Annotated in this window: 11 protein-coding genes; 6 read left to right on the top strand and 5 right to left on the bottom strand. The window is 65.5% G+C overall.

Annotation, left to right across the window (positions count from 1 at the left end):
• Positions 1-155 precede the first annotated feature (155 nt).
• Positions 156-2,663 (bottom strand): ligase-associated DNA damage response DEXH box helicase, encoded by a 2,508-nt coding sequence (locus ACM9LZ_RS00255; protein WP_416617325.1) that lies wholly within the window; start codon positions 2,661-2,663, stop codon positions 156-158.
• 186 nt (positions 2,664-2,849) lie between these two features.
• On the opposite strand from ACM9LZ_RS00255, the gene mazG reads away from it, so the two are divergent.
• Together mazG and ACM9LZ_RS00245 are read left to right on the top strand one after the other, a co-directional pair.
• Positions 2,850-3,659, top strand: a complete 810-nt coding sequence (gene mazG, locus ACM9LZ_RS00250; RefSeq protein ID WP_416617324.1) for a nucleoside triphosphate pyrophosphohydrolase — start codon at positions 2,850-2,852, stop codon at positions 3,657-3,659.
• A gap of 32 nt (positions 3,660-3,691) precedes the next feature.
• Complete coding sequence (locus ACM9LZ_RS00245) at positions 3,692-4,468, top strand: SDR family NAD(P)-dependent oxidoreductase (RefSeq protein WP_416617323.1); 777 nt, start codon at positions 3,692-3,694, stop codon at positions 4,466-4,468.
• Between the two features lie 31 nt (positions 4,469-4,499).
• On the opposite strand, the gene plsY is transcribed toward ACM9LZ_RS00245, so the two are convergent.
• On the bottom strand, positions 4,500-5,114 hold the full coding sequence (gene plsY, locus ACM9LZ_RS00240) for a glycerol-3-phosphate 1-O-acyltransferase PlsY (protein WP_416617322.1): 615 nt from the start codon (positions 5,112-5,114) through the stop codon (positions 4,500-4,502).
• 103 nt (positions 5,115-5,217) lie between these two features.
• Positions 5,218-6,507, bottom strand: a complete 1,290-nt coding sequence (gene pyrC, locus ACM9LZ_RS00235; RefSeq protein WP_416617321.1) for a dihydroorotase — start codon at positions 6,505-6,507, stop codon at positions 5,218-5,220.
• Between the two features lie 172 nt (positions 6,508-6,679).
• Here pyrC and ACM9LZ_RS00230 point away from each other — a divergent pair, with 172 nt between their 5' ends.
• Entirely contained in the window at positions 6,680-9,217 is a 2,538-nt protein-coding gene (locus ACM9LZ_RS00230) for a M10 family metallopeptidase C-terminal domain-containing protein (protein WP_416617320.1), read from the top strand.
• A 208-nt stretch (positions 9,218-9,425) separates the two neighbouring features.
• On the top strand, positions 9,426-10,244 hold the full coding sequence (locus ACM9LZ_RS00225; protein ID WP_416617319.1) for a substrate-binding periplasmic protein: 819 nt from the start codon (positions 9,426-9,428) through the stop codon (positions 10,242-10,244).
• Between the two features lie 44 nt (positions 10,245-10,288).
• Here ACM9LZ_RS00225 and ACM9LZ_RS00220 read toward each other — a convergent pair whose 3' ends face one another.
• Both ACM9LZ_RS00220 and ACM9LZ_RS00215 read right to left on the bottom strand, forming a co-directional pair.
• Positions 10,289-11,236 (bottom strand): homoserine O-succinyltransferase, encoded by a 948-nt coding sequence (locus ACM9LZ_RS00220; protein ID WP_416617318.1) that lies wholly within the window; start codon positions 11,234-11,236, stop codon positions 10,289-10,291.
• Positions 11,237-11,706: 470 nt separating this feature from the next.
• The gene (locus ACM9LZ_RS00215) at positions 11,707-12,375 is read right to left on the bottom strand and encodes a uracil-DNA glycosylase (RefSeq protein WP_416617317.1); all 669 of its coding nucleotides are present in this window, start codon (positions 12,373-12,375) and stop codon (positions 11,707-11,709) included.
• Between the two features lie 232 nt (positions 12,376-12,607).
• Here ACM9LZ_RS00215 and ACM9LZ_RS00210 point away from each other — a divergent pair, with 232 nt between their 5' ends.
• Positions 12,608-13,222, top strand: coding sequence for an ArsR/SmtB family transcription factor (locus ACM9LZ_RS00210; RefSeq protein WP_416617316.1), 615 nt, complete (start codon positions 12,608-12,610; stop codon positions 13,220-13,222).
• Entirely contained in the window at positions 13,203-14,015 is an 813-nt protein-coding gene (locus tag ACM9LZ_RS00205; protein ID WP_416617315.1) for an SRPBCC family protein, read from the top strand. Before ACM9LZ_RS00210 ends, ACM9LZ_RS00205 begins: the two co-directional genes overlap by 20 nt.

Below are 14,015 nucleotides of genomic sequence, written 5' to 3'. Positions count from 1 at the left end.
TCACATGCGGGAAAGGGCGCCATCGCGCCACTTCATGTGATCCTTTATGATGCACTGCCGCAATTATGCCTGTGATCGTCGCCACACTGCGCAGATTTCAAGTGCAGAACAGTTATGCGGTCGCAGCATCACCTGTGATGCGCATCACCCCGCCTCTATAGAAGGCGCCCCTGGAAGGGGCCGTTCGGGCCGGGGGCGACCAGTTCGGGCACGGCCTCTTCCAGGATCTCGTTCACGGCCTCGTCCAGCAGGGCGTCGATGGCGCTGCCCTGCACCTGTTCCCGCCCGATTTCCAGGATGACGGGCACCGCCAGCGGGGAAATGCGGTCCAGCCGGCGATGGCGTATATGTCCCCGGACACGGGCCAGCATGTCGGCCACCCGGCGCACATCGGTCAGGCCGGCCGCCGCATCGGCCCGGGTGGCCCGCAGCAGCACATGGCCCGGTTCGTGCCGGCGCAACACGTCATAGATCAGGTCGGCGCTGAACATCACCTGCCGTCCCGTCTTTTCCAGTCCCGGGTGACGTCGTTCGATCAGGCCGGCGATGATGGCCACATTGCGGAACAGCCGCTTCAGCATGGATGATTCCTCCATCCATGCTTCCAGATCATCGCCCAGCATGTCCTGGTCGAACAACCCCTCCAGGTCCTGCACCGGTTTCAGCGACCAGACGGCCAGCACATAGTCGGTGGCCACGAAGCCCAGCGGGTGCAGGCCCGCCCGCTCCATCCGGCGGGTCAGCAGCATGCCCAGTGTCTGATGTGCGTTGCGGCCCTCGAAGCAATAGGCGACCAGATATTCCTTTCCGTTCCGCGGAAAGCTTTCCACCAGCAGCCCGGCCCGGTCGGGCAGGACGGAGCGGTATTGTTGCAGCCGCAGCCATTCCTGTACAGCATCGGGAAACCCGTCCCAATGGGCCGGGTCGGCCAGAAGCGCGCGTACCCGGTCGGCCAGGTGGGTGGAAAGCGGCAGCCGCCCGCCGGCATAGGCCGGCACCTTGGGCGTGCCGTCCCCACCCTTGGCCACGATCACGTCATTGTCGCGAATCCCGACGAATTTCAGCAATTGGCCGGCGAACACGAAACTGTCGCCCGGCACCAGGCCGTTGACGAAATATTCCTCCACCCGTCCCAGCACGGCACCCCGGTTCAGCCGGACATTCAGCATCACCTCTTCCACGATGGTGCCGACATTCAGGCGATATTGCCGTTGCACCATGCCGCTGGCGGCCTGCCACAGGCCCGTTTCCGGGTCCTGGACCAGTCGCTTGAACCGTTCATAGGCCGCCAGCGCGTAGCCGCCATGGGCCACGAAATCGAATATATCATCGAATTCGTCGCGCGACAGATCGGCATAGGGCGCGGCCCGGACCACTTCGGCATAAAGCGTATCAGCATTGAACGGGGCAGAGCAGGCAACGCCCGTCACGTGCTGGGCCAGCACGTCCAGCGCGCCGGGACGCGGGCGGTCGCCATCCAGCGTGCCGGCCTTGATGGCGGCGACTGCCGCCGCGCATTCCAGGACCTCGAACCGGTTGCCGGGCACCAGCAGGGCCTGCGATGCCTCGTCCAGCCGATGGTTGGCGCGGCCGATGCGCTGCAACAGGCGGGACACGCCCTTGGGCGCACCCACCTGCACCACCAGATCGATTTCCGCCCAGTCGATGCCCAGATCCAGCGACGACGTGGCCACCACGGCCCGCAGGCGGCCCGCCGCCATGGCCGCTTCCACCTTGCGCCGCTGTTCCACGGCAAGACTGCCATGGTGCAGGGCGATGGGCAGGTTGTCGGCATTCAGGCGCCACAGTTCCTGAAACGCCAGTTCGGCCTGGGCGCGGGTGTTCACGAAGACCAGCGTGACGCCGTGACGGCGGATGCGATCATATATTTCCGCCATGGCGTGCAGGGCCATATGTCCGGCCCAGGGCAGATGCTCGCGGGTGGCCAGGATTTCCACCCGCGGCGGGGCGCCCGGCCGGCCGCGGACCACGCGCACGGGCGCCAGTTCACCCTCATCATCATGCAGCCGACCCGTGGGCGACAGCCAGGCTGTCAGCGCGTCGGGATCGGCCACGGTGGCCGACAATCCGGCCCGCAGGGCGTGTGGTGCCAGCCCCGACAGGCGTGCCAGCCCCAGGGCCAGCAGATCACCCCGCTTGGTGCCGGCCAGCGCATGCAGCTCATCGATCACGATGCGACGCAGGGGCCGGAAAATCTCCGCCGCCTCGGGGTATGAAAGCATGAGCGCCAGGCTTTCCACCGTGGTCATCAGGATGTGCGGCGGTCGTGCGCGTTGCCGGGCACGCTTGGCCTCCGGCGTGTCGCCCGTGCGCGTCTCCGCCCGGATGGGCAGCCGAAGGCTGGCGATGGGCGCTTCCAGATTGCGCTGGATATCGACGGCGAGCGCCTTCAGGGGCGAGATATAGAGCGTGTGCAGCCCCTCGCGCGGGCGTTCGGCCAGATCGATCAGGGTGGGCAGGAAGCCGGCCAGCGTCTTCCCCGCCCCCGTCGGTGCGATCAGCAGCGCATGCATCCCGTCGCGCGCCGCCGCCACCATGCCGATCTGATGCGGGCGCGGCGCCCAGCCCTGCGCCCGGAACCAGCCGGCGATGGCGGGGGGGATCAGGTCGTCTTCGGATGGCGCGGTCGGCTGCGGTTCCATGGGCGCACTATGGCGGAACAGAGGGCGAACGCAAAGGGGTGGCCGTGCGCGCGGCCCATGCGTGCGATATGCCTGTCCCATGCGTTCCCCGTTGAATTTCATGCCCTGTTCAATCCTGGCATCGTCGCGCCCCGTCCGATAAGGTCGCCGCCTGACATCCCGCGGATGGATGAGGGAGCAAGGGCGATGACCGAGAATACCAACCGGCTGCTGGGCATCATGGCCAGGCTGCGCGATCCCGATGGCGGCTGTCCCTGGGACCTGGAGCAGGATTTCGCCACCATCGCCCCCCACACGATCGAGGAAGCCTATGAGGTGGCAGATGCCATCCTGTCCGGTGACATGATGGCCGTGAAGGACGAGCTGGGCGACCTGCTGTTCCAGACCGTGTTCTATGCCCAGATGGGCAAGGAGCGCGGGTTGTTCGATTTCGACGCCATCGCCGCCCACACGGCCGACAAGATGATCAGCCGCCATCCCCATGTGTTCGCAGAGGTGTCGGTGCAGACCGCCGACGACCAGACCCGGCATTGGGAGGAACTGAAGGCCAGGGAACGGGCCGCAAAGGCCGCGGCCAGCGGTATCCCCCCGTCGGCCCTGGACGGCATCACCCCCGGCCTGCCAGCCCTGACCCGTGCCGTGAAGCTGCAAAAGCGCGCCGCCCGCGTGGGGTTCGACTGGGCCCGCGCCGACGAGATCCTGGACAAGATCGAGGAGGAGATCGGCGAATTGCGGGCCGAGATGAAGGCATCCCGGCCCGAGAAGGCCCGTGTGCAGGATGAACTGGGCGACCTGCTGTTCGCGCTGGTCAATCTGGCCCGCCATCTGGACATCGATCCCGAAACGGCCCTGCGTGGCACCAATTTTAAGTTCGACAGAAGGTTCCGCTTCGTCGAGCAGGCCCTTGCAGAAAAAGGAAAAACCCCCGAAGCATCCAGTCTGGACGAGATGGAGGCGTTGTGGGGGCAGGCCAAGAAGGCCGAGCGCGGCGCCTGACCGCCGCATCAGCAGAGATGGAGAACAGCCGAATGACCAGCGTGCCCTATGCCCCGAAGGTGGTGATGATCACCGGCGCCAGCGGCGCCTTCGGCCATGCCTTCGCCCGCCGCTTTGCGGCCCTGGGCTCCCGCCTGATCCTGACGGCGCGGGATTTGAGCAAGTTCAACAGCTTGCTGGACGAACTGACTGTGCCGGTCCACCTGATGCAGTTCGATGTCCGCGACCGCAAGGCGGTGGAGGCGGCGCTGGCCGCCCTGCCGCCCGATTTCACGGATATCGACCTGCTGGTCAATAATGCCGGTCTGGCGCTGGGCGCCGACCCGGCCTTCAAGGCCGACCTGGACGATTGGGAGGTGATGATCGACACCAACGACAAGGCGCTGGCCATCATTACCGGCCTGGTGCTGCCCGGCATGGTGGCCCGTGGTGCCGGCCATATCGTCAATCTCAGTTCCATTGCCGGCACTTATCCCTATCCCGGCGGCCATGTCTACTGCGCGTCCAAGGCCTTTGTGACCCAGTTCAGCCTGTCGCTGCGGGCGGACCTGACCGGCACGGGCGTGCGTGTCACGTCGGTGGAACCGGGCATGGTCCAGACCGATTTCAGCCTGGTCCGGTTCAAGGGGGATGCGGAACGGGCGGCGAAGGTCTACGCCGACACGGTGCCGCTGACGCCAGAAGATGTTGCTGAAACAGTGACATGGGTTGCGACGTTGCCGCCGCACTTCAATGTCAATCGGGTAGAGATCATGCCCACGACCCAGGGGCCGGGGGCCTTGTCCGTCCATCGCACGCCGAAGGGATGAGGGGCCGGCGCCGGAGGTAGGGGGAAGCCGTTCAGGCCGCTTCCTTCTTCCTGGCGCCGATGCGCGGTTCGGTACCCTTCAGCAGCCGGGCGATGTTCTCGTGATGGCGGATGAAGACCAGTGCCGCGATGAACAGGCAGAGTCCCGCGATGGCCGGCCCGGCCAGGAACCAGCCGACCACGGGGCTGGCCCCGACGGCGATCAGGGCCGACAGGGACGAGATGCGGAAGATCGCGGCGGCCAGCAGCCAGGTGGCGCAGGCCGCCAGTCCCACGGGCCAGGAAATGGCCAGCAGCACGCCCAGCGAGGTGGCGACACCCTTTCCACCCTTGAAGCCCAGCCAGACGGGGAAGCTGTGGCCCAGCATGGACCCGGCCGCCGCCGCGATCCCCGCTTCCACCCCGCCCAGCCACAAGGCCGCCAGCGTGGCGATGGCGCCCTTTCCGCTGTCCAGCACCAGTGTGGCCAGCGCCAGCAGCTTGTTGCCCGTGCGCAGGACGTTGGTGGCCCCGATATTGCCACTGCCGATCTGGCGGATGTCGCCATATCCGGCCAGCCGCGTCAGCACCAGGCCGAAGGGGATGGAGCCCAGCAGATAGCCGCCGATGGCAGCGATTGACAAGGAGAGCAGGGATAGATCGGCCATGGGCATGGTTCTTCTTGTTGGCTGGCGGTCTGGTCGGCTGGATGCGTGTCATACCGGGGTCGGGAAATCCTGATCCCGGTATCCGCGCCGACTGGCGCGCGTATCAGGTGCGGGCGAACACCGTGCGCCCATCCACGATCGTGCGCAAGACCAGCCCCTGCACCGGTCGCCGGTCGAAACAACTGTTCTTCGATTTCGATACCAGCTTTTCCGCCTCCACCCTCCAGGGGCGTCCCTCGTCGAACAGGACGATGTCCGCCGGGCCGCCGGCGAACAGCCGGCCCAGCGTGCCGCGGCCCAGGATGGCGGCCGGGATGCTGGTCAGGGCCGCCAACGCGCGGACGAGCGGCAATGCGCCCTTATGGACCAGTTCCAGGGTCAGCGGCAGCAGCGTTTCCAGCCCGACGGCGCCGAAAGCCGCCTGGGCGAAGGGTACGCGCTTGCTGTCCTGGTCATGTGGCTGGTGGTCGGACGTGATGGCATCGATCGTGCCGTCGGCCAGCCCGTCCACGATGGCGCGCCGGTCCGTTTCGCTGCGCAGCGGCGGCGCCAGCTTGAAGAAGGTGCGATAATCCCCGATGTCGGCTTCGGTCAGCGCGAAATAGGGCGGGGCCGTGTCGCAGGTGATTTTCAGCCCGCGCTGCTTGGCCCGGCGGATGACGGCCACGGATTCCGCGGTGGAGATGTTGGCCGCGTGATAGCGCCCGCCCGTCATCTCCACCAGCCGCAGGTCGCGTTCCAGCATGATCACCTCGGCCATGGGTGGGATGCCGGCCAGTCCCAGGCGGGTGGCGATCTCCCCGGCATTCATCACGCCGCCGGCCAGACGTGGCTCGCTGGGATGCTGGAAGATGGTCTGGCCGAACCCGTTGGCATAGGCCAGGGCACGGCGCATCAGGGCCGGGTCGGCAATGGGGCCGCCATCGGTGAAGCCGACGGCCCCGGCTTCCTCCAGCAGGCCGATCTCGCTGAGTTCCTTGCCGGCGGTTTCCCGCGTCACGGCGCCATAGGCGAAAATCTTGACCAGCCGCGTTTCCCGCGCCCGCCGTGCGATGAATTCCAGCCCGGCCACGTCATCGATGACGGGGTCGGTATTGGGCAGGGTGGCCAGCGCGGTGATGCCGCCGGCCGCCGCACTGCGGCTGGCCGTCAGGATCGTCTCATTATGCTCCAGCCCCGGTTCGCCCACCTGCACCCGCAGGTCGACCAGGCCGGGGGCCAGCACCAGGCCCGTGGCATCCACGGTCTCCGCCCCGTCCGGCACGCCGTTGGCGGTGGCATCGGGTCCCAGGGCGGCGACACGGGTGCCGACCGTCAGCAGGTCGCCCACCTGATCCAGGCCGCTGGCCGGGTCGATGATGCGGGCGTTGCGGTAAAGGACGGGCTTGGTCATGGCGCGTAAGGTCTCCCGTGGCTGCACGGGGGCTATTTAGCAGACAAGGGCCGTGTCGGGATTGCTGATTTCGCGGACGGCGGTTGAAAAAGGATGCGGACATCCTTTCGGTTGCTGTTGCTGCCGGCCACCGGCTGCTACCTTTTTTGGGGTTCGGGCGATGGGGGCGGGCATGTGCGTGCTGTGCGGCATAGGGGCTGGGGCCCATGCCATCACGATGGCGGAACTGGCCGCGATGGCATCAGGGGCGGGGGGCAAGCCTGTCCTGTCGGATGCGGCGTTCATCGACCGTCTGCAGGATGCCGACGGGGGCGCCTGGGCGCCCGGACGCAGCATCGGCTTCAGCTTTCCCGTGACGCGGCCGGCCGGCAGCAGCGGGGCGGACTATGCCGGCTTCAACAGTTTCACCACAGCGCAGATGCAGTCCGCGCGCCTGGCGCTGGATCTGTGGTCCGATGTGGCCCGGCTGACCTTTGTCGAGAATGCCGCTCCGTCGGCCCGGCAGGGACAGATCACTTTCGCCAATTCCGACACGATCAGCAGCGGCGTCTGGGGTTTCGCCTTCACGTCGGGTACGACGCGGCCGCTCTGGGTCAATCACGGTACCGGGGACACATGGTCGGGGAACACGCCCGGCCATTACGATTTCTCCGCCCTGCTGCACGAGATCGGGCATACGCTGGGCCTGTTGCACCCCGGCGACTACAATGCGTCCGGCAGCAACAGGCCTGTGACCTATGCCAATAATGCCGATTTTTATCAGGACAGCGCGCAATACACCCTGATGTCGTATTTCAGCGCAGGCAATACGGGTGCCAATCACGGGTCTCGCTATGCTTCTACGCCCATGATGTATGATATCCTGGCCGTGCAGGATTTCTATGGTCGCAACTATGCCACCCGTGACGGTGACACGGTCTATGGCTTCAACAGCACGGCCGGCCGCTCTGTCTTTGATTTCACGATCAACCGTCAGCCCGTGGTCGCCATCTGGGATGGGGGAGGGCGTAATACGCTGGACCTGTCAGGCTTCGCCGCGCAATCCAGTGTCGATATGCGGCCCGGCAGCTATTCCGATGTGGCCGGATTGGCCCGCAACCTGTCGCTGGCGGTCGGCACCTTCATCTCCCGTGTGGCGACCGGGACCGGGGCCGATACGGTCCGCGACAATGCGCTGGACAATCATATCGTCACCGGTGGCGGCAATGACACCATCCTGCTGTTGGGCGGCGGCAATGACACCGTGGATGGCGGGGGCGGGGAAGACATCGTCCATCTGCCGGGCCGCACCAGCGATTATCGCATCGTCACCACCATCGATGGCAGCCTGCTGATCAAGGGACCGGCCGGCAGCGCGCTGGTCAGCAATGTGGAGAATTTCCGGTTTCTGGGCTCGTCGGAAAGCCTGACGCGCGAACAGATGGCGGCCCTGGATTTCAACAGCCTGCTCTATCTCGCTTCGAACCCGGACCTGATCGCGGCCTTCGGCCCGGATACCGATGCAGCGCGCAGTCACTGGATCACGTTCGGGCAGGCGGAAGGCCGGCTGGCCGACGGTTTCGACGCGCTGGATTATCTGGCCAGTAATCTGGACCTGATCGGCGCCTTCGGACTGGATGCCACGGCGGCCATGCAGCATTACGTCACCTATGGCCTGCGCGAGGGACGGACGGTATCGGGCTTCGATGCCATGGCCTATCTGGCGTCCGATCCGGCCCGGCTCGACCTGATCGGCGTCAGCCGGGCCGGCGGCATGCTGGACTTCATCCAGACCGGTGCTGCGATGGGGCAGGGGGTCAGCTTCTCGGGCCTCTCCTACATCGCTTCCTATGCTGATCTGCGGGCGGCCTTCGGCCTGGATGCGGCGGCCGGTGTCGCCCATTACGTGCATTACGGATACAAGGAATATCGGGAGATTTCCTTCGATCCGGCGATCTATCTGGCCTCCCATCCCGATCTGGTTCGTGCGTTCGGCGGCGACGGCAACGCCGCCTATGCCCATTATTTCGCCCATGGTGCGGGGGAGGGGCGGGCCACGGACCGGTTCAACCCATATGATTATCTGGGGTCGAACCCTGACCTGGCTGCCAGCGTGGGGCATGATGCGGCAGCCCTGACCCGGCACTACCTGCTGTCCGGCTTTGCGGAGGGCCGCACGGCCGGTGCCTTCGACACTGCCGCCTATGCCATGACCCATGATATTACGGGGGAGGGCTGGCAGGCTGCCGCGGTCGCTGCCTATCTGTCGGCTCCCGTCGGCGGAACACCGTTCGGAACCGATCAGGCTGACCATCGCCTGATCGTGGAACAGGCGATGACGGGTATCCTGTCCGAATCGGGCGACAATGATTGGTTCATGTTCCGGGGCGCGGCCTATACCAATTACAAGATCACGCTGGAATTTCCCGGTCTGGCCGGTATCATGCCTATGGCCCAGTTGCTGACGCGCGGGCAGGATAATGTCGTCGTCACCAGCGACATGGCGCGCCCGTCCGGGCTGTCGGTCCGGATATTCACGCAGCAGGCCGAAGATGTGTATCTGGAACTGCGCGATTATTCATCGCGGCGTCTGGATTATCGCATCACCGTAACGGTTGATGCCGGCGATACGGTCCAGGCAACGGGTGCCGGCGGCGCGGTCGCCGCCTGGGAGGCGCTGGGCCTGGCCGGTCCGGAAGCCATGGAAGCGGGCTGGATGCTGATGGCCTGAGCCCGGTCCGCTGGCCAACCCGACGCTACGCAGTCCGGGGAATTATTAATAATTGATACATACGTTGGTATTATTCTTTGGGGCATAGACCGAAGGTCGCGGATGCCAATTTTGTCGTTGCATAGGCGGAAAAGGTGAGGCGTACTGCAGGTTGTCCGATAAGATCGGACATGGTTTCAATCCAAGGGTTGTGAGCGGGTTGGCGGTGGTGTCCAACAGGAAAACGGCAAGGGGCCTGCTGCGGTGGCTGGGGGCGGGTTCGATGGTGGCGGCACTTGGCCTTTGGTCGGCGGTGCCGGTGATGGCAGCCGGTGGAAAAGAACTGCTGCTGCTCACCGAGACCAACCCCCCGGCCAATTTTGAAGATGCGCTGACCGGTGAGCTTGTGGGGCTGGCGGCCGACAAGGTCCGGCTGATCATGCAGGAAACAGGCATTGCGCATGAATACCGTATTCTGCCCTGGCTGGAGGCGGAAGCCGTGCTGGGCCGCACGGCCAATGCCTGTATTTTTCTCATCAATCTGACGGAGGAGCGCAAGCCACTCTATCAATGGGTCGGACCCTTGATGGAGGGGGGCTGGGCCCTGTTCGCGTCGCTGGGTTTCCAGCAGCGGATCACGAAGCCGGAGGATCTGGCCGGCTTGCGCATCGCCGTCCAGGGGGGCGGCGCCCTGGAAAAACATCTGCGCGACATGACACGCGATGTGGCGGGTGTCACCCTTGTACCGATGGAAGGCGCGGCGGAGATCGGTGCTCTGTTCAACGGCCAGGCCGACCTTTTCGCCGGCGGTGCCTGGGCTGCGCCCTATCAGGCGCGGCAGGCGGAGGTTCCGGTGCGCATGGTGATGCGGCTGACCCGGTCCACTGGCGCCATGGCCTGCAACAAACGCCTGCCGCCCGCCACCGTGGCACGGATGCAAAAGGCGCTGGACAACATCATCGGGGATGGCCGCGCATCCGCCATCGAGCGGCGATACAGCACACCGGGAAGTTGGGGAAGCTGGGGTCTGGACCGCCGGGACCCGTGATTATTCCTGCATCCCGCCTCACCCCCAATAGGCGGCGCAGCCGGTCAGGCGGCCCGGTCGCCTGACCGGCTGACGGTGCGGTCCAGGTCCGCCAGATCGTAGGGCGTGCCCTGGTACAGGTCGTTCAGCCAGTTGCCGAAGAACAGGAACGCATGGCTGCGCCAGCGGTTGGCTGGCATCTTCTCCGGATCATCGTCGGGGAAGTAATGCGCCGGTGGGGCGATCTGCCGGCCCTCCCCGACATCGCGGCGATATTCGTCGCGCAGGGTGCAATCGTCATATTCAAGATGGTTGAACATGAAGCTGTCGCCCGTTTCCCGGTCATGGACCAGGCACACGCCCGTCTCGTCCGCTTCCAGCAGAATCTCCAGTTGCGGGCAACGCTCCACATCGGCGCGCCGCACCTCCGTATGCCGTGAAACGGGCACCTGCACCATGTCGTCGAAACCACGCAGCAGCCGGCTGGTGCGATTGAGCACGCGGTGGGGGAAGATGCCGAAGGCCTTTGCCGGCAGCGGGTATTTCGGCACGCCATAATAATGGTAGAGAGCCGCCTGGGCGCCCCAGCAGATGAACAGGCTCTGATAGACGTTGGTCCGGGCCCAGTTCATGATCTCCTGCAACTCGGGCCAGTACTTTACATCCTCAAATGGCAGTGTTTCCACGGGCGCGCCGGTCACGACCAGCCCGTCGAACCGTTCCTCCCGCACTTCCTCCCAGGATTTGTAGAAGGCGGCCATATGTTCCGCCGAGGTGTTTTTGGGCACATAGCTGCCCGTGGTGACAAGCGTCACGTCGACCTGCAAGGGTCCGGCGCCCAGCACGCGGGCCAATTGCGTCTCTGTCGGGACCTTCAGGGGCATCAGGTTCACGATGGCGATGCGCATCGGCCGGATGTCCTGGCGCACGGCCCGCTGTTCGTCCATCACCATCACGCCCTCCTGCTCCAGGACGGACCGGGCGGGCAGGTTGTTGGGAATCCTGATGGGCATGGTGCTGCGTTCTTCCGAAATCACAAGGGCCGACCGGCCCCACGGGACAATCTGCTGAAGCCGGTCCGCTTCAGGCCCCGGTACGGGGAAGCCCTGCCACGGACGGTAACGGCTGGTCCATAGATGATCGTCATCCGCGCAGGCGTCAACTGTCTGTCCGGGCGGGGGTGCCGTGCGGCAAGGGCTTGGCCGTTGGCTGGGCGCTCGGCCGTCGCCATGCGCACAGGTCATGGAAATGCCACGGCGTCATGCGAACAAAAAAGGAACAACAGGCTTGATGTTCTTTTTTTGTTCTGTCAGAGTGCGGTCATCAGAACAACGGAGGCTCAAATGAACCGCGCTGCTTTCGTCCGCGATTTCCTGGCCATCACGGGCTTCTTCGGTACCATGTATGCATGGTTCGTGGTTGGCGCCGCCCTGGTGGCGTGACGCGCGCCCTTAAATTCTGATGGCAGGGGCCGGCTGTCCTGTCAGCCGATTGTGTCCAAATGCTCCCGCACGGCGGCGAAGACCGCCTGGAACATCCCCGCCGTCAACCGGCCGGTATTGGTGTTGTAGCGGGAGCAATGATAGCTGTCGAAAAGGGTGACGCCTTGCTTCACCTCATGGCGGGCGCCATGGGCGAAGGCGAAATGCGCCGGCCGGCGGCCCAGTGCTGTCACCGTGCTGGCGTGGGAAACCGTGCCCAGCACCACGATGGCCCGCAACTGTTCCATCGCCGCGATTTCCGCGGTCAGGAACTGGCGGCATGTCGCCACCTCTGCTGGTGTCGGCTTGTTCTCCGGCGGTACGCATCGGGCCGCGTTGGTCAGGCGGCATTCAACAAGTTCCAGCCCATCGTCGGGCCGGCGGTCGTACCGGCCGCGGGCGAACCCGTATCGGACCAGCGTGTCATAGAGCAGGTCGCCGGCATAATCGCCGGTGAAGGGGCGACCCGTCTGGTTCGCCCCGTGCAGGCCGGGGGCCAGCCCCACGATCAGCAATCGTCCGGCCAGCGTGCCGAAGGCGGGGACGGGGGCGTTGTGATAGGCCGGAAAGGTGGCGCGATTGCGCTCCCGGAACGCGGCCAGCCGTGGGCACAGACCGCAATCTGCACCTGGGACGGCCAATTGTTCCATCTTTGTCTGGGCACCCGCCATTGATCCGCTCCACCGCGAAAGTTTGCCGTCGCTTCCATCCCGCCTGTAGGCGCAGGCATCAGGACAGATGGGTAAGGGGCGACCGGGAACAGGTCAAGGGCTGGCTGTCCGCGCCGGTGGGTGCCAGCATTCACCCCGGCCTGTCCGGCGCCACCTGTCCGGTACCAACGAACACATCGCGGCTGACGACCGAGTGCCTTGACAAATTTTTTTGTCAAGGCATCATGCGCTCATGCTCGACGTGGAAATCCTTGATCGCCCCGTGGCGGCCTGTCTTGCCCTGGACCCGGTGAAGGGCCGTATCCTGGCCGAACTGGCGGTGCCGTCATCGGCCGCGTCCCTTGCCGGCCGCCTGGGCCTGCCGCGGCAGAAGGTGAATTACCATCTGCGCGCGCTGGAGGTGGAGGGGCTGGTAAGGCCGGTGGAGGAACGGCAATGGGGCGGGCTGACGGAACGTATCATGGTGGCGACGGCCGCCAGCTACATCGTTTCCCCGGCGGCGCTGGGCCCGCTGGCGGCCGACCCGGAGCGTGCGGCCGATCGGATGTCCGCGTCATATCTGGTGGCGCTGGCGGCGCGCATCGTGCGGGAGGTAGGCCAGCTCTGGACGCGGGCGCGCCTGTCGGACCGGCGGCTGGCCACGCTTTCCATCGATACCATCATCCGGTTCCGTTCTGCGGCCGACCGTGCGGCCTTCAGCAAGGATCTGGCGGCCTGCGTGGCGACACTGGCGGGCCGCTATCACGACGACACCGCGCCGGGCGGCCGGCCGCACCGGTTGGTTGTTGCGGCCTATCCCGCGCCTGACGAAAGGAAAGGAGCCCCCGATGCCGATCAAGAAGGATGACAGCGGCAAACGCTGGGTGGAGATGGAGTTTCTGACCCCTGGCACCCCCGAACAGGTGTGGCAGGCCATGGCGACGGGGCCCGGCAATGCCGCCTGGTTCATGCGTGCGGAGATCGAAGAGCGTGAAGGCGGACGTTTCCGTTTCGATTTCGGCCAGGAGGTCTCCACCAATGGTGAGGTGACACTGTGGCAGCCGCCCCACCGGTTCGGCTATGTGGAGCGGGATTGGATGGAGAACGCCCCGCCGGTGGCGACCGAGATTTCCATCGTGGCCCGATCCGGCGGGCTGTGTCAGGTGCGCATGGTCCATTCCCTGTTTGCCAGCGGCGACGATTGGGACGACCAACTGGAAGGCTTTGAAAGCGGCTGGCCCTGCTTCTTCGCCGCGCTGCGGCTTTATCTGGAATATTTCCCCGGTCTTCCCGGTGCCGGTTTCATGGCTATGGTTCCCACCACATTGTCCACGCTGGAAAGCTGGCGGGACCTTTTGTCCGCCACCGGTTTGGACAATCCCCTGGTGGGGGAGGAAAGGGCGGGGCCCGCAGGGCCGGAGACGCTGGCCGGGGTGATCGAGAAGGTGGTGCAGGAGAAGGGGCAGCGTTACCTCGTCCTGCGCCTGTCGGAGCCGGGGCCCGGCATCATGATGTGCGGCGTCTATCAACGCAGCGACCATGTGAGTGTCAGCGTTGTCCGCTTTGCCTATGGCAACGACGCGGCCGAGCGTGCCGCATCGCTGGAAGGCCACTGGCGCGACTGGATGGCACAGCGGTTCCCGGCGCCGGCGGCCACGTGA

Origin of the sequence: Niveispirillum fermenti (assembly GCF_048066175.1) — a bacterium.
GTDB classification, from domain to species: Bacteria; Pseudomonadota; Alphaproteobacteria; order Azospirillales; family Azospirillaceae; genus Niveispirillum; species Niveispirillum fermenti.
Note: the sequence above shows the minus strand (reverse complement) of the source record. Positions and strands in the feature narration are given on the sequence as shown.